This is a genomic window from Weissella sagaensis (assembly GCF_010306265.1).
In the GTDB taxonomy this organism is placed as follows: domain Bacteria; phylum Bacillota; class Bacilli; order Lactobacillales; family Lactobacillaceae; genus Weissella; species Weissella sagaensis.
Window position 1 is genome coordinate 55907 of sequence record NZ_BLKA01000005.1, and the last position, 24395, is coordinate 80301.

The following is a 24395-nucleotide window of genomic DNA, read 5'->3' on the forward strand; positions in this document are numbered from 1 at the left end:
GATAGCTAATAGTGATATTAGCTATCATTTTTTTTTTGAAAAGTAAAATTTGGGGAATCATATTAAGGATGTTAATCTACCATTTAAAATGTGGAGATTGCTATTCTTATTTTGTATCTTTTTAAATCATTTAGCTTTAAAATAAGGGCATCAGGGGACAATTAGGAGAACGTAGACATGTTAAATAAACAGACGTTATATAAAAAACAAGCAGGGGAATATGCGGCTACCTTAATTGAAGATAATATGGTCGTTGGGTTAGGTACTGGTTCAACGGTTCGCTTTTTTATTGAAATGTTAGCTAAACGAATTAATACTGAAGGTTTAAATATTGTTGGTGTGACAACATCATCTAAGACCTCAGCATTGGCAAAATCTTTGGGAATTAAATTGTCGTCAGTAGATGAAGTGCCCTATATTGATGTAACAATTGATGGTGCTGATGAGGTTGATTTAAATTTTAATGGCATCAAGGGTGGTGGGGCAGCATTATTATTTGAAAAAATTGTTGCATTAAATGCACATAAAAACATTTGGATTATTGATGAGTCTAAATATCATAATGTAATTGGTCAATTTCCGCTACCAGTTGAAGTTGTCCCTTATGGTAGCCATCAGCTTTTAAAACGCTTTGCAGAGGCTGATTTGCATCCATCATTTAGGCGTACTGCAGCGGGGAGTCGATTAACAACGGATGTAGATAATTATATTATTGATTTATCTTTAGAACGAATTGATCATCCTAAAAGTTTAGCTTATTTTTTAGAACAAACAATTGGGGTTGTTGAGCATGGGTTATTTTTAAATATTGTGGATGAAGTGATTATTGGTGGCGAACAACTAAAAATAATCACAAAATGAGGGAAGCGTTTTTGTTCAATAAATAAATATAATCATCCTATGGTACAATTAAACATAGCTATGTTGGGGAATGTGAAACAAATAAAGGAGATACATTTAAAATGACTTGGCAAGAAAATTATCAAGTATGGGCAGAACACACAGATATGCCAGAATATTTGCAAACTGAGATGATGGCTTTAGCTAATGATGATACGCAAGCAGAGGATGCTTTTTATCAACCATTATCATTTGGAACTGCTGGTATGCGTGGCTTGTTAGGGGCTGGTATTAACCGTATGAATATTTATACGGTTCGTCAAGCAACTGAAGGTCTTGCTAAATTGATGGATTCTTTGAATGATGATGTGAAGCAACGTGGGGTTGCAATTTCATATGATTCACGTCATTTTTCACATGAATTTGCTATTGAATCAGCAAAAGTCTTGGGCGCTCATGGTATTAAGGCTTATGTTTTTGAATCATTACGACCAACACCTGAATTATCATTTACGGTCCGTCACGTTAATGCATACGCAGGTATCATGATTACGGCATCTCATAATCCAAAAGAATACAATGGTTACAAAATTTATGGTGAAGATGGTGGTCAAATGCCACCAAAAGAATCTGATATCATTACGGCATCTATTCGCCAAGCAGATATGTTTGCTGTACCTGTTAAGTCACAGGAAGAGTTGGCAGAAGCAGGCTTACTAGTGACAATTGGTAAAGACATTGATGATGCTTATTTGGCTGAAATTAAAAATGTGACAGTCAATCAAGACCTGATTGATGAAGTTGGTCATGATATGAAATTAGTCTATTCACCATTACATGGAACGGGTGCTTTAATTGCTGGTCAAGCATTAGCAAATGCGGGATTTAAAAATGTGACAATTGTTCCAGAACAAGCACAGCCAGATGGTGATTTCCCAACAGTTGCTTTGCCAAATCCTGAAGATCCGGCTGCTTTAGCTATGGGTATTGCCTTGGCTAAAGAACAAGGAGCTGATGTTGTCATTGGGGTTGACCCAGATGCTGATCGTATGGGAACTGCAGTGCGCTTGCCTTCAGGTGACTACCAATTATTAACAGGAAATCAAATTGGTGCGTTACTACTAAATTACTTACTAACAGCTAAGAAGTCAGCGGGAACATTACCAGCCAATGGGGTATTGGTAAAGTCAATTGTATCTTCAGAATTTGCGGCAGATATTGCTAAGAGCTTCAATATTGAAACAATCAATGTGTTAACTGGCTTTAAATATATTGCTGAACAAATTCAATCTTATGAAGACACGCAGGAACATACTTTCTTGTTTGGCTTTGAAGAGTCATATGGTTACTTGGTAAAGTCGTTTGCACGCGATAAGGATTCGGTTCAGGCAACTGTTTTATTGGCAGAAGTTGCTGCTTATTATAAATCACTAGGTAAGACATTGTATGATGGTTTACAAGATTTATTTAATGAGTATGGTTACTTTGTTGAGAACACACAATCGTTAACATTTAAGGGAATTGATGGTGCTGACAAGATTGCTGATTTAATGGCTAAATTCCGTTCGGAACAACCAGTCACATTGGGTGATATTACGGTTATTAAGGTCGCTGATTTTACACAACAAGTACAAACGGATACACAAACAGGTATCGAAACAACACTAACGCTACCTAAAGCTAATGTGTTGAAGTATTGGCTAGCTGATGGTTCATGGGTAGCCGTTCGTCCTTCTGGTACTGAGCCAAAAATTAAGCTATATATTGGGACTAAAGGTGATACGCAAACAATTGCTGACGAAAAATTAGCAGCTATTCAAGCATCTCTTGCAGAATACGTTAAGTAAATATAATAGCAGAAGTCGAGGCAGAAATGCCCGGCTTTTTTTGAATAAAAAATTTTAAAATTTCAAGTCTTTTTTATACATGGTACAATATATTTAAATAAAGTAGTGTTTTGAAACTAGTTTATCAAGATAGGAGAAAACGATGATTGGATGGATAATTTTCGGTATAGTAGTAGTTTTAATTCTGTTGTGGGTGGGAATCTACAATGGACTTGTGCAAGCACGTATGCGAACACAAGAATCATGGAGTCAAATTGATGTACAGTTGAAGCGCCGTAATGATTTAATTCCTAATTTGGTAGAAACGGTAAAAGGGTCAGCTAAATTTGAACAGAGTACTTTAGAAAAGGTTGTTAATTTACGTAATGCCATCACACAAGTACCAACTGATGATCACCAAAAGACGATGGCTTTGTCTGATCAAATGACCAGTACTTTAAAGTCAATTTTTGCAGTAGCAGAAGCATATCCTGATTTGAAGGCATCTAATCAGTATAATAAATTAATGGAAGAATTAAGTAACACTGAAAATAAGATTGCTTATTCTCGTCAATTATTTAATACAACTACAGCAAACTACAATACAAAGTTACAGTCTTTCCCAACAAATTTAATTGCTAAATTACACAACTTTAAGCCAAGTGAATTCTTAGAAACACCGGCTGAAGAACGTGAAGTTGTTAATGTGTCATTTGATGACAAAGGACTATAACGAGGTAATGAGCAATGTTATTTGAACAAATTGCAAAGAATAAGCGCAAAACGATTGTGCTATTTGTTGGTTTCTTTTTGTTCATGGGAATTGTTGGTGCTGCGTTAGGGTATTACTTGTTAAGTGCGTGGATTCCTGGCGTGGTGATTGCACTCATCACGGGAGTTGTTTATGCCGGATATATGTTTAGTCAGTCAACCGATGTTGTGATGAGCATGAATCATGCACACGAAATTACCAATTCAGATCAAGCGCCTGATTTATGGCACATTGTTGAAGATATGGCTTTAGTTGCCAATGTGCCAATGCCACGAGTATTTATTATTGATGATCCAAGTCCTAATGCGTTTGCGACAGGTAATGATCCAGAACATGCTGCAGTTGCAGCAACAACGGGTATTTTATCAGCATTAACTCGTGAAGAATTAGAAGGGGTTATGGCGCATGAAATGACACACGTGCGTAATTATGATATTCGATTGCAAACAATTGCTGTGGCGATGACATCAGCAATTGCCATGCTTGCCAATTTTGGAACGCATTTTTGGTATTTTGGTGGTAATCGTCGTAGTAATGATAAAGAGGGCAATATTGTGGCGATGGTTGCTTCGATTTTGGTGTTATTCTTAGCACCAATTGCAGCCACGATGGTGCAATTAGCGATTTCTAGAAATCGTGAATTTTTAGCAGATGCTGGTGCAGTCGAATTAACACGAAATCCACAAGGTTTAATTCAGGCATTAAATAAGATTTCTAATAGTGAACCTATGTCAGATGAAAATGTTTCACCTGAAAGTGCAGCGCTTTATATTTCAAATCCCTTGCAAACAAAAAAACTAACGAATTTATTTTCAACCCATCCACCAATGTCAGAACGGATTGCGGCATTAAAGAAAATGTAGTTTTAAAAACACTTGGCTATTAATTGGTAGTTAAGTGTTTTTGTTTGTAGTCGCCTGTGATACAATAAAATGATTGTTGGTCGTCGCAAAGGCCAAAGAAGGAGAAAGTAATGAAGAAGAAAGCCCCAGTGGTTAAAAATCAAGAATTTGATGCTGAAGTTATTGACTTAACATATCAAGGTAATGGTGTGGTTAAAGTTGATGATTTTCCCATCTTCGTAACAAATGCAGTACCTGGAGAAAAAATTCGGGTAGGTATTACTAAAGTTACAACTAATTATGCTTTTGGACGTGTTGTTAAGACACTGGAAGCATCACCAAACCGTAATAATGATGTGAATAGTGCAGCCCTAACAACAGGGATTGCACCATTAGCACACTTGAAATATGATGCGCAATTAAAATTTAAACAACAACAAATTAGTGAATTATTCCGTAAACAACACGTTGATGTGAATGTTGCACCAACAATTGGTATGGAAAATCCAACCGGTTATCGTAATAAGGCGCAAATTCCTGCACGTGAAATTAAGGGTCAATTAACGACCGGATTTTTCCGTCGTGGCTCACATCGTTTGATGCCTATTGAAGATTTCTATATTCAAGATCCAGAAATTGATAAGGCTATTGTGATTATTCGTGATATCTTGCGTAAGTTCCACGTGGCTGCTTATGATGAGGTTCATCATAAAGGTGTTATTCGTAATATTATGGTTCGTCGTGGTTACTATTCACACGAAATGATGGTTGTCTTGGTAACTCGTTCAAAGCGTATTCCAGGTGCTAATATTATTATTCCAGAGATCAAGAATGCATTACCTGAAGTAACGTCAATTATTCAAAATGTTAATCAAGATAAAACAAATGTTATTTTAGGGGATGTTAACCACGTCCTATGGGGAAACAAGGTCATCAAAGATACTTTGTTTGATAAGACATTTGCTATTGGTCCAAATTCATTCTATCAAGTTAATCCACAAACAACAGAAGTTTTGTACAAGTTAGCAGCTGATAAAGCTGAATTAACTGGTGATGAAACCGTTATTGATGCCTATTCGGGTATTGGAACAATTTCATTGACGATTGCTGATAAGGTTAAGTCAGTTCTAGGGGTTGAAGTTGTCCCTGCTGCGATTGATGATGCTAAGCGTAATGCAGATTTGAACAATGTGCATAATGTTAAATTTGAGCTAGGTAAGGCTGAAGAAAAGATGGTTGCTTGGCAACAAGATGGTTTGCAACCGGATGTGATCTTCGTTGATCCGCCACGTAAAGGATTAACACCTGAATTAATTGATGCTGCTGCAAAAATGGCACCAAAGAAGATTGTCTACATTAGTTGTAACCCAGCAACATTAGTACGTGACATTGTGCAATTTGAAGAAAATGGTTATGCAATTAAGGGCGATGTACAACCTGTTGATCAATTCCCACAAACAACACATATTGAATCAGTTACTGTACTTGAGCGTAAAGATTAATTGTATGGTTAGAGATAGGATAAAATTACCATAACCATACTTTATCTTGGTTATGGTAGTAGATACTAATCTTTAAAATATTGAAGGCCGTCAAGCTGCCACCATTTCAAATGGTGGCAGCTTGACGGCCTATTTTAATGCTATTTGTAGTGACAACGAAAGTATTTTTCTCCCTAAAAGCATGATACAATCAATGTATGGGGGTGACAAGACATGACAAAAGCACTGCTAATTATTGATTATACAAACGATTTTGTTGCTGATGAAGGAACACTAACTTGTGGTAAATCAGGACAAGCATTGGAATCATATATTGTGGAACAAGCACAAAAATTTTTAGATAATGACGATTATGTTATTTTGCCAACAGACACACATTTTGAAAACGATATTTATCATCCTGAGTACAAAATGTTTCCGCCACATAATATTATTGGGACGTGGGGCCAGCAATATTATGGACAATTACAATCGTGGTATCTAGCTAATCAACATCATGAAAAAGTCTATCGTTTTGACAAAAATCGGTATTCGGCGTTTCAGAATACAAACCTAGATAATTTTTTACGAGAACGACAAATTAATGATTTATGCTTGGTAGGAGTATGTACGGACATATGTGTTTTACATACAGCTATTTATGGATACAATTTAAATTATCAATTAACCGTTTTAAAAGATGGGGTAGCCACTTTTACTGAACATGGCCAAGAATGGGCGTTAGAGCATTTTAAGAATAGTTTGGGTATTAACGTTATTTAAATAATGAAAAATAGTTGCGTTTTATCGTTTATATGGTTTAAGGCAACTTTTTTCACTGTTGTAAATGGTATAATAAACAGTGGCTAATCGTACAGAACGGATTAAAAGGAGATGTATTATGACATACAAACTGGGAATCATTGGAACAAACTGGATTACTAAGCAATTCGTTGAAGCAGCTAATGAGTCAGGTCAATATGAATTAACAGCTATTTATTCTCGTCACGAATCGACTGGTCAAAAATTTGGTCAAGATTTTAATGTTGACGCTGTTTATACTGACTTAGGAACTTTTTATAATAGTGGTATTGATGTTGTTTACATTGCATCACCAAACAGTGTTCACTTTGAACAAGTTAAGACAGCTATTATGCATGATCTTCACGTAATTGTAGAAAAATCAGCATTTTCAAATCCGAGTGAATATGCACAAATTATGCAATTACTTTCAGAACATGAAAATGTACGCCTGTTTGAAGCAGCACGTCATATTCAACAACCTAATTTTAAAATTATTGAAGAGCAAGTTGCCAAAATGACAAAAATTTCAGGGGCGACTTTTGTTTATGAAAAATATTCATCACGTTTTGACGAATATTTAGCAGGTGATGAACCGAATGTTTTGAGTCGCCAATTTAGTGCAGGTGCTTTAACTGATTTAGGAATCTATCCAATTTACGCAACAATTAAATTGTTTGGAAAGCCGCAATCAAGTCATTATTTTGCAACGCCATTACGCAATGGTGCCGATGGTCGTGGGATAGCAATCTTACGTTACCAAGATTTTGATGTTACAGTACAATTTGGTAAAGGATCTAACAGTCATTTAAATTCAGAAATTTTAGGGTTACGTGATACATTAGTGATTGGTGATATTGCAGAAGTATTAGATATTACTTATTATGATGCAGATAAGGTCGCCCATGAATTAAGTCAAGCACCTGCGGTTAATCCAATGATTGCCGAAGCAGAGCTGTTTGCTAATATGATGACTAATAAAACAGAAACTAAGGAAGCATACGAAACATTATTGACACTAAGTCAAACTGTTAACCAAGTACTATTTGACTTACGACAAGATGCAGGTATTGTATTTCCTGCAGACAAGTAGCACTGGTTAGATATTAAGGAGAAAACATGGATTCCCGTTTTGAAGAACGTTTAACAAGTGTTGGATTTACAACTTTAACACCGATACAAGAGGCAGTTGCTAAGCCTTTAGCAGAAGGACAATCAATTGATGCTTTAGCACCAACTGGGACTGGTAAGACACTAGCTTTTACATGGCCATTATTGCCAGAAATAGTACCAAATGATGGTGAACAATTATTAATTTTAGCGCCATCACAAGAGTTAGCCATGCAAACAACAAGAGTTGTGCGTGACTGGGCAAATATTTTGTCACTAAAGGTATTATCATTAACGGGTGGTGCTAATGTTAAACATCAATTAGATCGATTAAAAAAGCATCCTGAAATTTTGGTTGGGACACCAGGTCGTGTTAGCGAACTCATTGGTAACGGTAAACTAAAGTTAAAGCGTTTACGAACGGTGATTCTTGATGAAGCTGATGAATTACTACGTGATGATACAGCAAATCAAATTGATCAAATCTGGGATACAATTGCAGACGAAGACGTACAAGTTGCTTTGTTTGGGGCAACAGAAGTTGATAAGACAAAAGCGAGTGGTCTTTTTGAACGAGATTTCTTACGCATTGATCAGCGACATGTAGAAATTCCAACAGCAATTAAGCATGAATTTTGGCCAACAGCACGTGATCAACGCCAAAAGCGTTTACGTCAGTTAGCAACGCAAAAACATTTCCAAGCAATGGTATTTTTTAATACGACAAAGCAACTAAAAATTACAGCTAGTTTCTTAGCCCATGAACATGTGGCAATGGCAACTTTGGTACGTGGTGATTCCAGTACAACACGTGCTAAATCGTTGGATAATTTTCGTAAGGGGACAGCAAAATTCTTATTAACGACTGATGTGGCTGCTCGTGGTTTGGATATTCCTGATTTACCAGCAGTTATTAATTTTGATTTGCCACGTGATGGTGAAACATATACACATCGTGCTGGTCGTACTGGCCGTATGGGTAAAGCAGGGTTAGTGATTTCATTTGGTAATGATCATGACCAGCGTGATTTAAAGAAATTAGTTGCTGTTGATATTAAAACAGTTACTGGTGTTAAAACGATCGTATCGCATAAAACGAAGGCATTAACTTCATCAGCAGATAAAGCACATAAGGGTTCTAAAACTAAAAATACAGTTAGTGATAAGGCTCGTAAAGTAGTTAACGATACAAAAAATAATGACGAACCAACTCAAAATACGCAGTCAAAAAAGACGGTTAAGAAGGCAGTTAATACGCAACCAACGGTATCACGACAAGATCGATTAGCCAAAGAAAAGCATGCAAAAAGAAAGCACCGTAAGAATAAGGGAAAGCTAAAACACTAGCCGATAGATATACCAATATTTAGAAACCGCTTACAAAATAACGCTTATTTGTGAATTATTAATTGTTATTTAGTTCACAAAAATTACTGCATATGTTATGATAATAGGTAGTATTGGTTTCACAATGTTATTTTTTGCTTGTGAAACTTGTTAAATTTTGAAAAAAGAGGTCGAACCAAATGGTTGAACATGATATTCCTAAAGCAACGGCAAAGCGATTGCCAATTTACTATCGTTATTTAAATTTGTTGCTTGATTCTGGGACTGTTCGCGTTTCATCAAACGAATTATCTGAAGCGGTAAAATTTGATGCTGCAACAATTCGACGTGATTTTTCTTATTTTGGCGCATTAGGTAAACGTGGGTATGGTTATGATGTTGAAGCTTTGATGAATTTCTTTGGTGAAATTTTAAATCAGGATACGTTGGCTTCAGTTGCATTAGTTGGTGTTGGAAATCTTGGACAAGCATTATTAAACTTTAACTTTCATCAAAGTTCTAATGCGCGTATCGCAGCAGCATTTGATGTTAAACCAGAAATTATAAATACCATTCAATCAGGTATTCCAGTTTATAGTTTAGCTGATTTAGAAAAACAAATTATGGACCAACGTATTGATGTTGCAATTGTAACAGTACCAGCAGATGTGGCACAAGATGTTGCTAATCGTTTAGCGAATGCTGGTATTCGTGGCATTTTAAATTTCACGCCATTACGTTTAGATGTACCTAATAGCGTTCGTGTACAAAACGTGGACTTAACAAACGAATTGCAAACGCTTTTGTATTTTATAAATAATTTTGGTGAGAAATAAACCAAAACTGTGACGTTGCATATACGCAGACTATCAATTATGTTAATAAACAGCGTTATAAAAAGGACACTAAGCTAACCATCTAAAAAATGGTTGCTTAGTGTCCTTTTTGTCTATAATTGTTAGTTAATCATTAACATAAATGAAGTCGGCTGCATGTTGGGTTACTTGTAACGTTGTATCATTTGATACTAGCACTAATGGCCCGTCAAATGGTAGACGTTCTTTAATTGTCCAAACTGTATTAAGTCCTAACTTAAGTGTCTCTGTATATTGCAAGAGTTCTAAGTCTTCAGTAAAACTATTAATTTTAACAGTTTCACCGTCACTAGCTTCACGTAATGAACGTAATGATTTAGGTGAGTAGTGGTGTTTGATGTCGGGGATAACGAGACCATGTGGGCTTAGGTTTGGGAAACCTAAATATTTATCGAGGGCATTAATGAATTGATCGTCAGCATCGTGATCTAGGTTATCGGCGTTTGAGTGTGCTTCAGAAATTGATAATCCAAGTTTAGTCGCACCAAAAGTTTCTATTAATCGGTGTGAACGAATTAAACGTAGGGCAGTTTCACGACCAGGTTTTGTTAGAGTAACACCATAATAAGGCACGACATTAACTTCACCGGCTTCTTGTAATTTTGCCAGCATATTTGATACGGATGAAGGTGTAACATTTAAGTGTTCAGCAATTTGGTTATTTGAAATTTTGGTTGATTCATCGCCGCCACTTAATTCCAATATAGTCTGTAGATACTGTGTTTTCGAAATGGATTCGGTCATAGTGTAAAAATTCCTCGTTTTGTATATTGATTAATAGGGTTAATTATACCATAAATCTCCAGTAATATTCTTTTCGAGTATGAATATTTTTATATGCTTGAAAAAACAAAAATGATTAGTTATGATAAAAATATAGAAGTTAATAGGTATAAGTTGTTGGTAAAATAAGTGGAGGTTAATCATGCCAGAAATTAAAACAAGTTATCATCATAAGTCAACAGGCTGTGCAAGCATTCATCATTTACTGAAGAATACACGAGATATTCCGGATCATATGGTTGAGCAATTAGTTAATTCATTAGAAAATACGTTAACATGTCAGCCTGAAATATTTGTTGGCCAAGTATATGACAGTTGTGTTTATCGGATTGGTTGTGGTGATATTTATACTGAAACCAAATTGGTATTTGCAACACCAGCTGTGCGTAATAAATTTGCAAGTTCATTTGAAGCGGCGTGTTGTCATGCTGGATTCACCGTGCATCGAAGTTACTAATAATAGGTTAAAAACTATTTCTAATTTCTATAATTAGTAATTTTGATGATTATCATGGGATAAATATTTTTTAAAACATATGAAAAAGCAGTAAATTTACCAAAAATAAATTGGTGAATTTACTGCTTTTCTAAACTAGGATACCTATAGCTATCCTAAATATTTTCGTATTAGATTTTTTTATGGAGCGTTTCAATTGTTTTATTATTAAGTAATAAAAACAATAGGATACTCTGAATTGGCCAAAAGACAATTTGTTTGATAATACGTAACCACAGTAGAGACATGATAGTTTGCATATTATGAATATTACCAATTAATGTGACCCATAATGTATTGAGAATCACATTGACGATAAGTAATACGAAGAAAACAGTTACTACAACACGAAGGATGGAAATAGTTTGACGATTATAAAACGAAAAGCCATAGATACCAGCTGCGATGATAGCTGAAATCGTGAATCCCCAAAAATAACCGTAACCATTCATTAAGCTACTAATAACGTCCATAAATGTGGCAACTAACATCCCCCAATATGGCCCGTACCATTTAGCGATGATCCCAACAATCAAGAAAGTAAACCCAACTTTGATTGTTGCAGTCCCCAATGAAAAACGGCTAATGACAAGTTGTAATGCCATCAAAATGCCCAGCATAGCGAGTTGCTTTGTGCGTAATTGTGGTAATCCATATGATAATGTTTTCATTTGAAAACACCTCCTTTTAAATTGGAGGGTTTCACTTATTGCAGTGAATGTGATTAAGATATCGCGGAAAATCCTTCGTCTGTGGCCCACATTCCGTTTCCACAGCACTTGACGCATCTTAATCTACCCTGAGTGACTTACAAGAGTATATTATACTGTTCTTCTGGTTAAAGTAAACAAGTATTTTAAATAAACAAGTTAAAAAGGTTTTTAAATCGTTTAAATGTTGGTAAAATGTTTTAATATATATTAGCTAAATTTAAAAATAATCCATTGTTTTTAATTGTAAAAGAATGGCTAGTCACGTTACAATTTGATTAATGGAATAGAGGTGTTTAAATGGGAAAAGTGTCAATTAGAGATGTAGCCAGTTTAGCTGGTGTATCTATTGCTACTGTTTCACAAGTATTAAATGGTAAGGGCGGGCGTTTTTCTGAAAAAACGAAGGCTAAAGTACTGGCTGCGCGCGATGAAATAGGTTATGTGCCGAATGCCAGCGCACGCAGTTTAAAACGAGGTGCTAACATGCTGATTGGTGTGGTAGTACCTAGTTTACAGATACAATTTTTTGGGAATATTGTTCAAAAAATGCAAGAACATTTACCTGAAAATACGTCATTATCAATTATGACGGCTGATCGGGGAGCTGCTGATCAAGCGATTGAAACACTGGTTAATTCAGGCGCTCACGGGATTATTGTTGTTAGTCAACTGACACAACCAGTTGCCATTGCGCAAAGTTTGAAAAAACGGGGAATTGCGCTAGTAGTATTAGAAAACCATGATGAATTATCTGATGCTGATGCTGTTTATGCCTCAGATAAAATAGGGGGGCGTCTAGTAGCGCAGCATCTAATATCATTAGGTCATAAACATGTGGTGCTATTAGGAAATCAACTATATACCGATAATTTACTTTACCGAACAGCATCTTTTAAAGAAACCATGTTAGCTGCAGGTGCAAAAGTAAGTGAAGTGACGACGCGTAATCTAACAAAGCATGCTGGTCGGGCAGCTGCAATGGCAGTCTCAATTACACAGGCGACGGCAGCTTTTGCGCTCAATGATGAATTAGCAGTTGGCTTAATATCAGGTTTAAATGCACATGGCATTCGAGTACCAGAAGATATATCTGTCGTTGGCTATGATGATACAGATTATGCTGAATTCTTCACGCCAGCGTTAACAACAGTTCAACAACCAGTTGAATTAGTTGTTAAAGCAGCAATAAAAACAGTCATAGAACGTATTAAACAACCAGATATGGCACGTCAAGTAACGGCCTTTGATACAACATTAGTTATACGTTCATCAACTGCATCTTTAATGTAAAATATGGTAAGCTATTTGTAGCGAGGAGGTCATTTTGTAATGACAGGATTGTTTAAACGAACGCGAGAGTTAATAAAGTCACCGAATGGGGTGGATAAGCGTCGGACGTTAATGACAGCAACTTTATCAACGCAAACAACGCATCTTATGAATGATGGTTGGCTACCTAAATCAATTGCAGCGTATGTTGATGAAATTTTTAATGATGAACAATTAAGTGATGAAACCATGCAAGCTATCTTATCAAAAGCATGGCTTGAAGCACATCGTGTTGGTTCTAATCTATTTACCAAGATGTATGTTGCCGGATTCCACCGTGGTGGTGTGCCAGCAACAGATCGTTTAGAAATGCTATATGCGCTTTTGGGGATGACAGTTAGCTCAGAAAACTTTGTTAAAATGACAAAATTAGGACATTGGCCAACTAGATTTGAAAATAAAAATGCTGACTTGTATTACTTGCATATCGAAAATATGGCTGAATTTGAAGACTATTTAGAATTTGTTAAACAAGTTGCTTTTATGATGCGTTTAAAGCATCATACTTGGAACGGGATTCGTTCTAAATATGAAACAAGTCATCAATTAGATAAAGTGATTGATAATCAATTACGTTATTATTTAAGTAAACCAGTGGTTGATTTAATAAAACGTGAACAGTTGACACAAGCTGATGTTGCTGAAAAAATAGTACAGTTAACGGGTACGCCAGTTTCATATCCAAAGGCTAATTTTCATAATCGTGGTGTCGCTGATAATAGTAATGTCAAAATGGCCATGCCAGGTTACCATTTGGAACTAATTTTTAATGCCGAAGGTGCCATTATATCAATGTGGACAGCGCTTGAAGAACATCAAACGGTCACAAAAAGTGGTGCGTTAGTGTTCTCTGAAGTACAAGCAGATTATTCATTATCTGAATTACAAATGATTGCGAATACAGAATCAACTAATTATGCCAATGCGGGTGGCCAAATTCATCAATCACTAGATGTCAAACCAGCTAATCGGCATGCTGGTTTAGAATCAGCTTTACGTAATTATGCTAAAAGTAAATTTTAATAAACCATCATATATTTAAAAAGTCGTAAATTACCAAAATTATTGGTAATTTACGACTTTTTTAGATGAAAGATGTCTATTTGCTGGCATTTTATAAAATGGCGGCTTAAAAAACGGCTTCATAAATGACTTTAACAGCCTCGTTCATTTGGTCAACAGGGACACCTAACATTGTTGAAATCTGAGAAGCACCTTGATTAACCATTGGAAGATTAATGTTAGCTTGAGCTAATGCATCTGTAATTTTGTTAAGGGTACTAATATTTCTTTGCATCCCCTCGCCAACAATCATAATAATAGCATAATCATCAAGCCATTCTAATTCATCAGGTGCAATTGTTTGATATAAATCATGACTAATGTGGGCTTTGATAGTGGGGGTTAATTGTGATTTATCAAATATAATTGTCATATCATCAATTCCAGAAGGCATATGTTCATAACTGACGTTATATGATGCAAGAATTTGTAATATTTTTAATGTAAAACCAACTTCACGATTAAGCAAATAACGATGTAAATATAATGCTGCAAATCGATCATCATTGGCAATACCAGTTACAGGATAAGTGGGTGTTATTGCTTGATTAGGCACAATTAGTGTACCGGGTGCTGTTGGATCATTAGTATTTTTGACGTTAATTGGTATATTCGCTTCGATAACAGGAATGATGGCTTCATCATGAAAAACGGCAAACCCGGCGTATGATAATTCACGCATCTCTCGATATGTCATTTTTTCAATCGATTTTGGATGTGGGACAATACTGGGATTGACAGCATAAATGGCTGAAACGTCAGTGAAATTTTCATATAAATCAGCTTGTAGCCCACGGGCCAAGATTGCTCCTGTAATGTCAGAACCGCCACGACTAAAAGTTGCGGCATAACCGTCATTGGTATAGGCAATAAAACCAGGAACAATTAATAATTTATCAGGATTATATTGGAAATTGTGCATACGTTCATAACTCGCTGCATCTAAGCGAGCAGCTCTTGGAGAACCTGCCACAATCATCCCCAAATCAGTAGGAGAAATAAAACCCGCAGGTTGGCCAATTTCTTGTAAAATATAAGCAATTAATTGTGCATTAAGTAATTCACCATGCCCCATGAAAGCAGCGTATAAGTGGTCAAATGAAGGGTAGTGAACGCGGTTTAATTGTAATAATGTTTGCTTTATTTGCGGAATAATCTTATTTTCTTTTAATCCAAAAAAATCGGCAATAGCTTGGTAACGGTCCAATATTGTTAATACAATATTGGTTGTGTCATCCCCAGCGATGGTTTGGTCAGCATAAGTTTTTAATAAGTCAGTGACTTTAATATCACCAGAAAAACGCTTTCCAGGTGCTGATACAACAATGACTTTACGGTCCTCATCGGCTTGGATAATATTAAAAACCTTTTGAACTTGTTCACCGGTTGCGAGAGATGAACCACCAAATTTTACGACTTTCATTTTTCTCCTCCAAATAAAATTCTAATTGGCACTAATTAAAAGTGAAAAAAAGATTAATGTCAAGTGTTGACATAGTAATAAAATTAATATATTCTAATGTTACGTTAATGATTAATAGAGGTTGCAACCAATAAGAGTCGCTTAGTGGAGCCTGCACAGGTTAAGAAACTAAGTAAAAGGAGCGGTTGCCGAAATAATTTAAATTGTGCCATTTGGATTGTTGGGATAATAGCTAATAACTATTAGACTGTCGCTAATAAGCGGGGAGCTATTGTCACAGTCTTATAGGATAAATTTATGTCCGGTTGACAGTGCAGTAGTGCCTGTCGACCGGTTTTTTGTGTCAGAAATTAAAATAGAGGTTTACAACATGGTAGTAGCAATAACAAGACCAACTAGGATTAAAATTTCACAATCAGCAATTACGCATAATGTTTCGGTTACTAGAAAAATAAGTGGTGCCAAGTTTATGTTTTTGGCAGTGAAGGCCAATGCTTATGGTTTTGGGTTGCAAACGATGGCTCAAGCAGCCATTAAAGGTGGTGTTGATGGCCTGGCGGTTGCTGTGTTAGATGAAGCACTGGCATTACGGCAAGCCGGCATTACGGCACCGATTTTAATTCTGGGCATTACATTACCTCAATACGCTAAAATAATGGCTGAAAATGATTTAATCGCAACCGTAAGTGATCTGGATTGGCTGAAACTAGCAGCTCATAATCTTGAACATACGGCTAACAAATTACAAGTTAATCTAGGTGTTGATACCGGCATGGGTCGCATTGGCTTTAGGAAACGTGAGGCATTAGCTCAAGCAATAACATACGTTCAAGACGCTAAAACACCATTTAATTATCAAAGTATTATGACGCATTTTGCTGAAGCAGATTCAGTAAACAATGATTACTTTCATGAGCAGTTAGCGAATTGGCATACTTTAACAGATAGGTTACCTATGCCACCAATGGTGCATCTGGCTAACTCAGGAGCAGCGTTATATCATGCAGATGAATTACCCACAGATTATATTCGTGCTGGCACGGTTATTTATGGGATGGAACCATCAAGAGGAACAGTACTTGCTGACGATTATTTAAGACCGGTATTGACGCTAGAAACAGAACTGATTTATGTGAAAAAAATGCCAGCCAATGCTGCCATTAGTTATGGACATACATACCATACGCAAGAGGGTGAATGGATTGGGACTTTACCTATTGGCTACGCCGACGGATTACCACGATCATTAAAAGGATTCGAAGTGTTAATCAATGGACAAAAGGCTCCCATTGTTGGTAATTTAGCAATGGATCAGATGATGATTTCGTTACCAGAAGAATTACCAGTTGGAACGGTTGTGACAATTATTGGTCAACAAGGACAATATGAAAATACATTAGAAGATGTTGCACAGCATGTGGGATTAGCGCCATGGGTTGTCGCAACAGGCTTACAAGAGCGCTTATTGCGTGTAATAGCAGATTAAAGGGGAAAAATTATGGCAGTACCATATCAAGTGAATCAAGCTGGTGAACTAACAATTGGGGGGCTATCCGCTACATTATTAGCACAAAAATATCAAACACCATTGTATGTGTACGATGTCAATAGCATTCGTAATCAAATGCGTGCATTTAAGACCGTGTTCATTAATCGGCACATAGATTATGCTGTTTCATATGCTTCGAAAGCATTTGCGAATGTGGCGATGTATGAGGTTGCTGCTCAAGAAGACATTCATTTAGATGTTGTTTCTGGTGGTGAAATTCAAACGGCCTTGGCTGCTAACTTTCCCATGGCACACGTTTCTTTCAATGGTAATAATAAATCTGTTGAAGAATTAAGTATGGCGATTGATCATGATTTAGGGACCATTATTCTTGATAACTTTTATGAAATTAATCTATTACATGAACTATTAGTCGAACGTAATAAAAAGCAAAATGTGTTATTGCGGATTACACCAGGTGTTGAAGCACATACACATGATTACATTTCAACCGGACAAACTGATAGTAAATTTGGTTTTGATGTTAATAGTGGCCAAGCACAAGCAGCGCTAGAACAAACATTAGCTGATCCTTATTTGAATGTTTTGGGAGTTTCAGCTCATATTGGTTCACAAATATTTGACGTGACAGGTTTTCAAATGGCTGCTGCTAAGCTGGTTGACTTGGTCCACGAATGGGGCTTTGAACCACAAGTTATCAATACAGGTGGCGGTTTTGGTATCCGTTATACGAAGGAAGACGAACCATTACCTGCAACTGAATTTGTTGAAGCCATTATTGATACGATTACTGAAAAAACTGCTGCATATGGGATGGCAATGCCAACGATTTGGATTGAACCAGGGCGGGCCATTGTTGGGCCTGCTGGTTATAATTTATATACAATTGGTGCAAGAAAAGATGTGCCAGGCATTCGGAGTTATCTATCTGTTGATGGTGGTATGGGTGATAACATTCGCCCAGCTTTATATGAAGCAAAGTACGAAGCCGTATTAGCTAATAATCCACAGGCACCTTCTGATCAGGTTGTCCGAGTAGCTGGCAAGTATTGTGAATCTGGGGATGTGTTAGTCTGGGAACAAGCTTTGCCACAAACGAAGCCAGGCGACATCTTAGCTGTGCTAGCAACTGGTGCATATGGCTATTCAATGGCTTCAAATTATAACCGTAATCCACGACCTGCTGTTGTCTTTGTTGAGGATGGCCAGGATCAATTAGTTGTTGAACGTGAAACGTATGCTGATATGCTACGTTTGGATAAGCATTATCACTAAAAAAGAACGCTTTGGGAGAAGAAAATATGAATAATCTAGATGCACAAGAAATTATTAATTACATTGCCACTGCCCCTAAAAAAACACCAGCCCGAGTTACGTTAGCAGGCGATTTGACTCAGATTATCTGGCCAGAAACGGTACAATCATTTATTGAAACAAAGACAGGTGTTGTGATTGGTGATTTTGAAGAAATTAAACCAGTTATTGAGTCTGCTGGCGATAAGATTGTTGACTATCATGTTGAATTGTTGGCCCGTAATAGTGGGGTACCTTTGTTGGATTATGAAAATATTTCTGCTCGTATTGAACCAGGTGCCATTATTCGTGATCAAGTTGCGATTGGTCATAATGCTGTCATTATGATGGGGGCTGTGATTAATATTGGTGCTGAAATTGGTGCGGGGACTATGATTGATATGGGCGCGGTCTTAGGTGGCCGCGCAATCGTTGGTGCTCATAGTCACGTTGGTGCTGGAGCCGTTTTGGCAGGCGTTGTTGAGCCTGCTTCAGCCACACCAGTAACGATTGGTGATAATGTTTTAATTGGGGCAAATGCTGTTGTGATTGAGGGTGTACAGGTTGGTGACAATGCCGTTATTGCAGCAGGTGCGATTGTTACCAAGGATGTGCCGGCTAATACTGTTGTTGCAGGTGTTCCAGCCAAGGTTATTAAACAAATTGATGAAAAGACACAAGCAAAAACGGCATTAGTTGATGCATTGCGCTCATTGTAAATCAAAGGAGGAGGAGTAATGGCTATAGCTGATCTAGATTTAATAGCGATTCGCCGTCATTTACATGCCTATCCGGAATTATCAATGGCGGAGTTTAAAACACAAGCATATCTCAAAGAAATTATTTTGTCGTGGCAATCATCATGGTTAACGATTCGCGAAATTCCAGCTGTACCGACAGCCTTGTTGGTTCGGTTAACGGGTAGCAAGCCAACAAGAACCATTGGCTATCGAGCGGATATTGATGCGCTACCGATTAATGAAGAAACTGATTTAGCATATGCGTCAAAGAATCCTGGGGTGATGCATGCATGTGGTCATGATATTCATATGACGGTTGCATTAGGTGTGTTAGCATATTTTGCAACACATCAACCTGTCGATAATCTGATTTTTTTGTTTCAACCGGCTGAAGAAGAACAAGCAGGGGGCAAACAATTATATGAGTTGGGAACATTTGTGAATGAGTGGCGGCCTGATGAATTCTATGCATTGCATGATCAACCAGCAATGCCGGCTGGGCAAATTGCGACACGGCAAGGAACATTATTTGCAGGTACTACCGAAATTCACTTAACGATTAAAGGGCGTGGCGGTCATGCAGCATTTCCACACCAAGCGCAAGATGTGATTGTTGCAGCATCCTCATTTGTGATGGCACTACAAACAATTGTTTCACGTAATGTGAATCCAGTTCGTGGTGGGGTCATCACGATTGGTAAATTACAGGCTGGTACGATTGGTAATGTTATTCCTAATGAAGCCAAATTAGCGGGAACAATTCGTGCGTTTGAGCAAGCTGATTTAGAAATGATGCAGCAACGTGTGCGTGAGATTGCACAAAGTACTGCGGCTATGTATAGTGTTACATTTGACCTTGAATTAAACCAAGGTGGCTATTGGCCGGTGAATAATGATTCAAAAACGACAACAAATTTTATGCAATTTATGCAAGAAGATAAAGAAATTGATTTTGTAGTGTCACAACCGGCAATGACAGGTGAAGATTTCGGTTATTTAATTAATCAAATTCCAGGTACAATGTTTTGGTTAGGAGTTGGTGATGCTGAGCATGGTTTACATGATAGTCATTTAGCACCTGATGAATCAGCTATTGAACCAGGTATTAGAGCAATTACGAAGTTTTTGAATTGGCGAATGCAACAATAGAAAGTGTGAATAAAATGTATGAAAATATTTCGTTAATTACGGCAATTATTACGCCATTTACGCAAGAAAATACCATTGATTATCCGGCTTTAGATTCTTTAACGGGTCGTTTAATTGCTGAAGGTACACAAGGTTTTGTGATTGGCGGTACGACAGGTGAAGCGCCAACCTTATCACATGATGAAAAGATTTCTCTATATGCTTATTTTGCGGCTAAAGTAGGGGATTTTGGTCCGGTAATTGCCAATGTTGGTGATTATAATACTGCGAATTCAGTTGCTTTTGCTAAAGAAGTCAGTGGTATTGCGGGAATTGATGCTGTTTTGGCTGTAACGCCGTATTATAGTAAGCCCAATCAAAAAGGCATGATTGCTCATTTTACAGCAATTGCCGATGCTGCAACCGTGCCGGTTATGATCTATAACATTCCTGGACGATCAGTTGTTGGGCTGACGAATGAAAGTGTCTTGCAATTAGCAAAACATCCAAATATTAACGCAGTTAAACAAGTGACGAGTATTGATGATTTGGCATATTTGGTGGCAAATGCGCCGGCAGATTTTAAAATTTATACAGGTGAAGATTCACAAACATTAGCTGCCAAAGCGGTTGGTGCAGCTGGAACAATTTCAGTGGCTGCACATCTATATAGTAAGGAAATGACAGATTTATTTGCGGCATTGGCTGCGGGTGATATTGTTAAAGCAGGTGAAATACAGCGTTGGTTGACCCCTAAGATGCTTGCTTTATTTAGTTATCCATCCCCAGCACCTGTCAAAGCCGTTTTGGCGCATCAAGGGGAATTACAAAATGTGACCCGTTTGCCAATTTTGCCATTAGATGATGTTGAGACGCAAGATGTTTTAGAGAAGCTTGAGCGAAAGGGATAGAACACATGATAACTGTATTTTTAGCTGGTGGCTTCGGCAAAATGGGACAAGCTATTCAACAATTAATAACGACACAAACAGATTTAGAACTTGTTGGTATTTTGACGCGTACACCACGTCAAAGTCATGTGCCAGTTTTTACAAATTTGGCTGATATTGACGTTGCGGCTGATGTATGGGTAGATGTGTCACAGCCAGATGCCGCCTTTGATAATGGAAAATATGCCCTGCAACATGGTTTTAATTTAGTGGTTGGGACTAGTGGTTTACAAGCAGATCAAATTGATCAATTAGCAAAGCTTAGTGAAGCGAATGGTCAAACAGGATTGATTGTACCCAACTTCTCGTTATCGGGAGTTTTGTTAATGCAATTTGCAGCCCAAGCTGCTAAATATTTACCAGATGCTGAAATTTTAGAAATTCATAATCCAAAAAAAGTGGATGCCCCTTCAGGAACGGCCCGTGCAACAGCGCAAGCAATTGCAAAAGCTAGAATACAAACACCTGTTTCAACTGATCATGCTGATACAGCGCGTGGAGATGAAATAGATGGCGTTTCAGTTCATGCAATGCGTTTACCAGGGTATGTTGCGGAAGAAGAAGTGATATTTGGTGCACCAGGTGAAACGTTGCGTATTAAACAAACGTCATTTACGCGTGAATCATTCATGGGTGGCGTTGCATTAGCCATTCGCCGTGTGAATACTGTTAAAGGATTACAAACAGGATTAGACAAGGTATTATAATAAATAAAAGAATGTGGGCGGATAAGCCAAGGAGAAGTAAAGATGGTTGAAGTGAGTGAAGCGTTGGTTAGCCAATTCAATAAAACATTGGCTAAGATTGTCCCATCACCAATTCGGGTGGTTGATGATAAGTTTTCAAAAATAGACGGCATTTTAAAGTTAACATTGGGTGAACCTGATTTTTCAGCTCCTGAACATATCAAGCAAGCAATTATTGCTGACGTTGCAGCTGATGATTCGCACTATTCACCATCACAAGGTGTAATGGCATTGCGTGAAGCCATTTCAGATTATTTGACAGAGCGATTTGATACACCAAAATATCAGCCACAATCTGAAATTAGCGTTACTGTGGGTGCCGCTGAAGCCATCAATGCGACTTTTCAGGCATTATTTAATCCTGGAGACGAATTAATTGTTCCCACGCCAACATTTCCGCTTTATGAATCAGTTGCAAAAATGAATCATATTGAAGTAATTGGTTTAAATACAGCACCTGATTTTATTGTGACACCAGCAAAGTTAACGGCAACAATCGCAGAGCATCCTAATGCAAAAGCAATTTTATTGAATTATCCATCAAATCCAACGGGTGTAACCTATTCAGCTGCACAGTTAGCGGCCTTAGCTGACATTTTGCGTGAGCATAACCTGTTAGTTATTTCTGATGAAATTTATGCAGAACTTGTTTATGATGAAAAACACACATCAATGGCTAAACTATTACCAGAACAGACGATTTTGATTAGCGGTTTATCAAAATCACATGCCATGACAGGTTATCGAATTGGGTACGTAGTTGGGCCAGCAGCATTAATGGCTCAGGTAGGTAAAGCGCATCAATCAATGGTAGCAACTGCCCCGGGGCCAATGATGGCTGGTGCTATTGAAGCCTTACGCAACGGACGTGAAGATCCTGTTGCGATGCGAGAAGTTTATCAAAAGCGGCGTGATTTGGTCTTAGCAGGTTTAGCTAAGGCCGGTTTCACTGCTGCACAACCAGGTGGCGCTTTTTATATCTTTGCAAAAATTCCAGCATCGTTAAATACTAATGATTTGGAATTTGTTTATGACTTAGCAGAAACTGTCAAACTAGGAATCGCACCTGGTTCAATTTTTGGTGCTGGTGGTGAAGGGTATATTCGTATTTCATATGCAGCTTCAACAGAAAATTTGCAAACAGCTATGACACGTTTGCAACATTATGTTGAACTAAAAAATAAATAATCATTGCAAGCACAACTGGATTTTTCAGCATTGTGCTTTTAATGTAGCAAATTTTTGGTTAGAACCAATCACATGAGGGGGAAAGAAGATGAATGAAGGATATCATGTTGCAATTTTAGGTGCAACTGGTGCAGTTGGTACGCGTATTTTAGCACAGTTAGAACAATCAACAATTCCAGTAAAATCATTGAAATTGTTAGCATCAGCACGTTCGGTTGGTCAAATGCGGCAATTTAAAGGACAAGTTATTCCAATTGAAGAAGCGAAACCAGCATCATTTGACGGGGTAGATTTAGTATTGGCATCAGCAGGTGGACGCCTTGCAGGAGAATTGTTACCCGAAGCTGTCAAACGTGGGGCTGTTGCTGTTGATAATTCATCACATTGGCGCATGAATCCCAATGTACCATTAATTGTACCTGAAGTTAATGCAGATGCATTAGCTGATCATCATGGCATTATTGCTAATCCTAATTGTTCAACAATTCAAATGGTTGTTGCATTAGAACCACTACGTAAAGCTTATGGTCTAAAACAAGTGATTGTTTCGACATATCAGGCTGCTTCAGGAGCAGGGCAGCGCGCTTGGGACGAATTATTACAACAAGCACAACAACATTTAAATGGTGAAACCCAAACAGCTGATATTTTACCAACCAAGGGTGATGTAAAACATTATCCGTTAGCCTTTAATTTGTTACCCCAAATTGATACGTTCCAAGATGACGGTTATACGTATGAAGAACAAAAAATGATGCAAGAAACCAAGAAAATTATGTTTGGTGATCCAACATCAACTAAAGTTAAGGTAACAGCAACGGCGGTTCGTGTACCAGTACCAGTTGGTCATGGTGAGTCGGTTTATGTTACTGTCGCTGATGAATCTGCAACACGCGCAGATGTACAACGACTTTTGGCAACCGCACCAGGTGTTGTTTTGGAAGATGATCCAGCACATCAAATCTACCCGCAACCGTTAAACGCCGTGAATAAGCGTGAAACATTTGTGGGTCGTGTGCGGGCGGATGTTGAAAATCCAGGTAGCTTTAATATGTGGGTTGTTTCTGACAATCTTTTAAAAGGGGCGGCTTGGAATACGGTTCAAATTGCTGAAGAATTAGCAAAGCGTGATTTAATTCATAGCCAAGCATAAATTTGGAT

Annotated in this window: 23 protein-coding genes and 2 riboswitches; of the genes, 20 read left to right on the forward strand and 3 right to left on the reverse strand. The window is 37.5% G+C overall.

The genetic code is table 11. The features are described from left to right. Window positions 1–177 precede the first annotated feature (177 nt). The 9 genes from rpiA to G7Y65_RS06565 all read left to right on the forward strand — a co-directional run bounded on the left by rpiA (window position 178) and on the right by G7Y65_RS06565 (window position 9834). Entirely contained in the window at window positions 178–861 is a 684-nt protein-coding gene (gene rpiA, locus G7Y65_RS06525) for a ribose-5-phosphate isomerase RpiA (protein WP_042492793.1), read from the forward strand. A gap of 101 nt (window positions 862–962) precedes the next feature. Then, the gene (locus G7Y65_RS06530) at window positions 963–2687 is read left to right on the forward strand and encodes a phospho-sugar mutase (protein ID WP_042492794.1); all 1725 of its coding nucleotides are present in this window, start codon (window positions 963–965) and stop codon (window positions 2685–2687) included. Window positions 2688–2829: 142 nt separating this feature from the next. Next, the gene (locus G7Y65_RS06535; protein WP_042492795.1) at window positions 2830–3399 is read left to right on the forward strand and encodes a LemA family protein; all 570 of its coding nucleotides are present in this window, start codon (window positions 2830–2832) and stop codon (window positions 3397–3399) included. A 14-nt stretch (window positions 3400–3413) separates the two neighbouring features. Then, the gene (gene htpX, locus G7Y65_RS06540) at window positions 3414–4301 is read left to right on the forward strand and encodes a zinc metalloprotease HtpX (RefSeq protein WP_042492797.1); all 888 of its coding nucleotides are present in this window, start codon (window positions 3414–3416) and stop codon (window positions 4299–4301) included. Window positions 4302–4411: 110 nt separating this feature from the next. Beyond that, window positions 4412–5782, forward strand: coding sequence for a 23S rRNA (uracil(1939)-C(5))-methyltransferase RlmD (gene rlmD / locus G7Y65_RS06545; RefSeq protein WP_042492798.1), 1371 nt, complete (start codon window positions 4412–4414; stop codon window positions 5780–5782). A gap of 213 nt (window positions 5783–5995) precedes the next feature. Beyond that, entirely contained in the window at window positions 5996–6544 is a 549-nt protein-coding gene (locus G7Y65_RS06550) for a cysteine hydrolase family protein (RefSeq protein ID WP_042492799.1), read from the forward strand. Between the two features lie 118 nt (window positions 6545–6662). Beyond that, window positions 6663–7655, forward strand: coding sequence for a Gfo/Idh/MocA family protein (locus G7Y65_RS06555; RefSeq protein ID WP_042492801.1), 993 nt, complete (start codon window positions 6663–6665; stop codon window positions 7653–7655). A gap of 26 nt (window positions 7656–7681) precedes the next feature. Continuing rightward, the gene (locus G7Y65_RS06560) at window positions 7682–9019 is read left to right on the forward strand and encodes a DEAD/DEAH box helicase (protein WP_165314743.1); all 1338 of its coding nucleotides are present in this window, start codon (window positions 7682–7684) and stop codon (window positions 9017–9019) included. 179 nt (window positions 9020–9198) lie between these two features. Continuing rightward, window positions 9199–9834, forward strand: a complete 636-nt coding sequence (locus G7Y65_RS06565; protein ID WP_042492803.1) for a redox-sensing transcriptional repressor Rex — start codon at window positions 9199–9201, stop codon at window positions 9832–9834. Window positions 9835–9960: 126 nt separating this feature from the next. Here G7Y65_RS06565 and G7Y65_RS06570 read toward each other — a convergent pair whose 3' ends face one another. Further along, window positions 9961–10617, reverse strand: a complete 657-nt coding sequence (locus tag G7Y65_RS06570) for a metal-dependent transcriptional regulator (protein WP_042492804.1) — start codon at window positions 10615–10617, stop codon at window positions 9961–9963. Between the two features lie 181 nt (window positions 10618–10798). Here G7Y65_RS06570 and G7Y65_RS06575 point away from each other — a divergent pair, with 181 nt between their 5' ends. Further along, window positions 10799–11113, forward strand: a complete 315-nt coding sequence (locus G7Y65_RS06575) for a hypothetical protein (protein WP_042492805.1) — start codon at window positions 10799–10801, stop codon at window positions 11111–11113. Window positions 11114–11283: 170 nt separating this feature from the next. Here the strand turns inward: G7Y65_RS06575 and G7Y65_RS06580 are convergent, their stop codons facing one another. Next, a complete protein-coding gene (locus G7Y65_RS06580; RefSeq protein ID WP_042492806.1) occupies window positions 11284–11823 on the reverse strand; it encodes a folate family ECF transporter S component in 540 nt (179 codons plus the stop codon). Between the two features lie 39 nt (window positions 11824–11862). Further along, window positions 11863–11956, reverse strand: a riboswitch (THF riboswitch). Between the two features lie 206 nt (window positions 11957–12162). Between G7Y65_RS06580 and rbsR the strand changes: the two genes are divergently transcribed. Together rbsR and G7Y65_RS06590 are read left to right on the forward strand one after the other, a co-directional pair. Beyond that, window positions 12163–13155 carry a ribose utilization transcriptional repressor RbsR gene (gene rbsR, locus G7Y65_RS06585; protein WP_042492807.1) on the forward strand — a complete coding sequence of 331 codons (993 nt, stop codon included), beginning with the start codon at window positions 12163–12165 and terminating at the stop codon, window positions 13153–13155. Window positions 13156–13194: 39 nt separating this feature from the next. Beyond that, a complete protein-coding gene (locus G7Y65_RS06590) occupies window positions 13195–14217 on the forward strand; it encodes a DUF3114 domain-containing protein (protein ID WP_042492808.1) in 1023 nt (340 codons plus the stop codon). A 106-nt stretch (window positions 14218–14323) separates the two neighbouring features. Here G7Y65_RS06590 and G7Y65_RS06595 read toward each other — a convergent pair whose 3' ends face one another. After that, complete coding sequence (locus G7Y65_RS06595; RefSeq protein ID WP_137600703.1) at window positions 14324–15679, reverse strand: aspartate kinase; 1356 nt, start codon at window positions 15677–15679, stop codon at window positions 14324–14326. Between the two features lie 107 nt (window positions 15680–15786). Next, window positions 15787–15958: riboswitch (Lysine riboswitch) on the forward strand. A 91-nt stretch (window positions 15959–16049) separates the two neighbouring features. On the opposite strand from G7Y65_RS06595, the gene alr reads away from it, so the two are divergent. From alr to G7Y65_RS06635, 8 genes are all read left to right on the forward strand, one after another. Next, window positions 16050–17165 (forward strand): alanine racemase, encoded by a 1116-nt coding sequence (gene alr, locus G7Y65_RS06600; RefSeq protein WP_165314744.1) that lies wholly within the window; start codon window positions 16050–16052, stop codon window positions 17163–17165. A 12-nt stretch (window positions 17166–17177) separates the two neighbouring features. After that, complete coding sequence (gene lysA / locus G7Y65_RS06605; protein ID WP_141926617.1) at window positions 17178–18464, forward strand: diaminopimelate decarboxylase; 1287 nt, start codon at window positions 17178–17180, stop codon at window positions 18462–18464. Window positions 18465–18490: 26 nt separating this feature from the next. Then, window positions 18491–19201: a 2,3,4,5-tetrahydropyridine-2,6-dicarboxylate N-acetyltransferase gene (gene dapD / locus G7Y65_RS06610; protein ID WP_137600700.1), complete on the forward strand. Its 711-nt coding sequence runs from the start codon at window positions 18491–18493 to the stop codon at window positions 19199–19201. 18 nt (window positions 19202–19219) lie between these two features. After that, window positions 19220–20371 (forward strand): N-acetyldiaminopimelate deacetylase, encoded by a 1152-nt coding sequence (locus G7Y65_RS06615; RefSeq protein WP_137600699.1) that lies wholly within the window; start codon window positions 19220–19222, stop codon window positions 20369–20371. A 14-nt stretch (window positions 20372–20385) separates the two neighbouring features. Next, complete coding sequence (dapA, locus tag G7Y65_RS06620) at window positions 20386–21261, forward strand: 4-hydroxy-tetrahydrodipicolinate synthase (protein ID WP_042492816.1); 876 nt, start codon at window positions 20386–20388, stop codon at window positions 21259–21261. A 5-nt stretch (window positions 21262–21266) separates the two neighbouring features. Further along, window positions 21267–22007 carry a 4-hydroxy-tetrahydrodipicolinate reductase gene (dapB, locus tag G7Y65_RS06625; protein WP_147161735.1) on the forward strand — a complete coding sequence of 247 codons (741 nt, stop codon included), beginning with the start codon at window positions 21267–21269 and terminating at the stop codon, window positions 22005–22007. 42 nt (window positions 22008–22049) lie between these two features. Next, window positions 22050–23234 carry an aminotransferase class I/II-fold pyridoxal phosphate-dependent enzyme gene (locus G7Y65_RS06630; RefSeq protein WP_137600697.1) on the forward strand — a complete coding sequence of 395 codons (1185 nt, stop codon included), beginning with the start codon at window positions 22050–22052 and terminating at the stop codon, window positions 23232–23234. An 88-nt stretch (window positions 23235–23322) separates the two neighbouring features. Continuing rightward, window positions 23323–24387 (forward strand): aspartate-semialdehyde dehydrogenase, encoded by a 1065-nt coding sequence (locus G7Y65_RS06635; RefSeq protein ID WP_137600696.1) that lies wholly within the window; start codon window positions 23323–23325, stop codon window positions 24385–24387. Window positions 24388–24395: the final 8 nt, after the last annotated feature.

Excerpts from the sequence above, each read along its gene's own strand:
- G7Y65_RS06595 (WP_137600703.1), bottom strand. The coding sequence starts at position 15,679 with ATGAAAGTCGTAAAATTTGGTGGTTCATCTCTCGCAACCGGTGAACAA.
- htpX (WP_042492797.1), top strand. The coding sequence starts at position 3,414 with ATGTTATTTGAACAAATTGCAAAGAATAAGCGCAAAACGATTGTGCTA.
- G7Y65_RS06530 (WP_042492794.1), top strand. The coding sequence starts at position 963 with ATGACTTGGCAAGAAAATTATCAAGTATGGGCAGAACACACAGATATG.
- rlmD (WP_042492798.1), top strand. The coding sequence starts at position 4,412 with ATGAAGAAGAAAGCCCCAGTGGTTAAAAATCAAGAATTTGATGCTGAA.
- G7Y65_RS06630 (WP_137600697.1), top strand. The coding sequence starts at position 22,050 with ATGGTTGAAGTGAGTGAAGCGTTGGTTAGCCAATTCAATAAAACATTG.
- G7Y65_RS06555 (WP_042492801.1), top strand. The coding sequence starts at position 6,663 with ATGACATACAAACTGGGAATCATTGGAACAAACTGGATTACTAAGCAA.
- dapB (WP_147161735.1), top strand. The coding sequence starts at position 21,267 with ATGATAACTGTATTTTTAGCTGGTGGCTTCGGCAAAATGGGACAAGCT.
- dapD (WP_137600700.1), top strand. The coding sequence starts at position 18,491 with ATGAATAATCTAGATGCACAAGAAATTATTAATTACATTGCCACTGCC.
- G7Y65_RS06590 (WP_042492808.1), top strand. The coding sequence starts at position 13,195 with ATGACAGGATTGTTTAAACGAACGCGAGAGTTAATAAAGTCACCGAAT.
- G7Y65_RS06550 (WP_042492799.1), top strand. The coding sequence starts at position 5,996 with ATGACAAAAGCACTGCTAATTATTGATTATACAAACGATTTTGTTGCT.
- G7Y65_RS06580 (WP_042492806.1), bottom strand. The coding sequence starts at position 11,823 with ATGAAAACATTATCATATGGATTACCACAATTACGCACAAAGCAACTC.
- alr (WP_165314744.1), top strand. The coding sequence starts at position 16,050 with ATGGTAGTAGCAATAACAAGACCAACTAGGATTAAAATTTCACAATCA.
- G7Y65_RS06570 (WP_042492804.1), bottom strand. The coding sequence starts at position 10,617 with ATGACCGAATCCATTTCGAAAACACAGTATCTACAGACTATATTGGAA.
- G7Y65_RS06560 (WP_165314743.1), top strand. The coding sequence starts at position 7,682 with ATGGATTCCCGTTTTGAAGAACGTTTAACAAGTGTTGGATTTACAACT.
- lysA (WP_141926617.1), top strand. The coding sequence starts at position 17,178 with ATGGCAGTACCATATCAAGTGAATCAAGCTGGTGAACTAACAATTGGG.
- G7Y65_RS06575 (WP_042492805.1), top strand. The coding sequence starts at position 10,799 with ATGCCAGAAATTAAAACAAGTTATCATCATAAGTCAACAGGCTGTGCA.
- G7Y65_RS06535 (WP_042492795.1), top strand. The coding sequence starts at position 2,830 with ATGATTGGATGGATAATTTTCGGTATAGTAGTAGTTTTAATTCTGTTG.
- rpiA (WP_042492793.1), top strand. The coding sequence starts at position 178 with ATGTTAAATAAACAGACGTTATATAAAAAACAAGCAGGGGAATATGCG.
- G7Y65_RS06635 (WP_137600696.1), top strand. The coding sequence starts at position 23,323 with ATGAATGAAGGATATCATGTTGCAATTTTAGGTGCAACTGGTGCAGTT.
- rbsR (WP_042492807.1), top strand. The coding sequence starts at position 12,163 with ATGGGAAAAGTGTCAATTAGAGATGTAGCCAGTTTAGCTGGTGTATCT.
- G7Y65_RS06615 (WP_137600699.1), top strand. The coding sequence starts at position 19,220 with ATGGCTATAGCTGATCTAGATTTAATAGCGATTCGCCGTCATTTACAT.
- G7Y65_RS06565 (WP_042492803.1), top strand. The coding sequence starts at position 9,199 with ATGGTTGAACATGATATTCCTAAAGCAACGGCAAAGCGATTGCCAATT.
- dapA (WP_042492816.1), top strand. The coding sequence starts at position 20,386 with ATGTATGAAAATATTTCGTTAATTACGGCAATTATTACGCCATTTACG.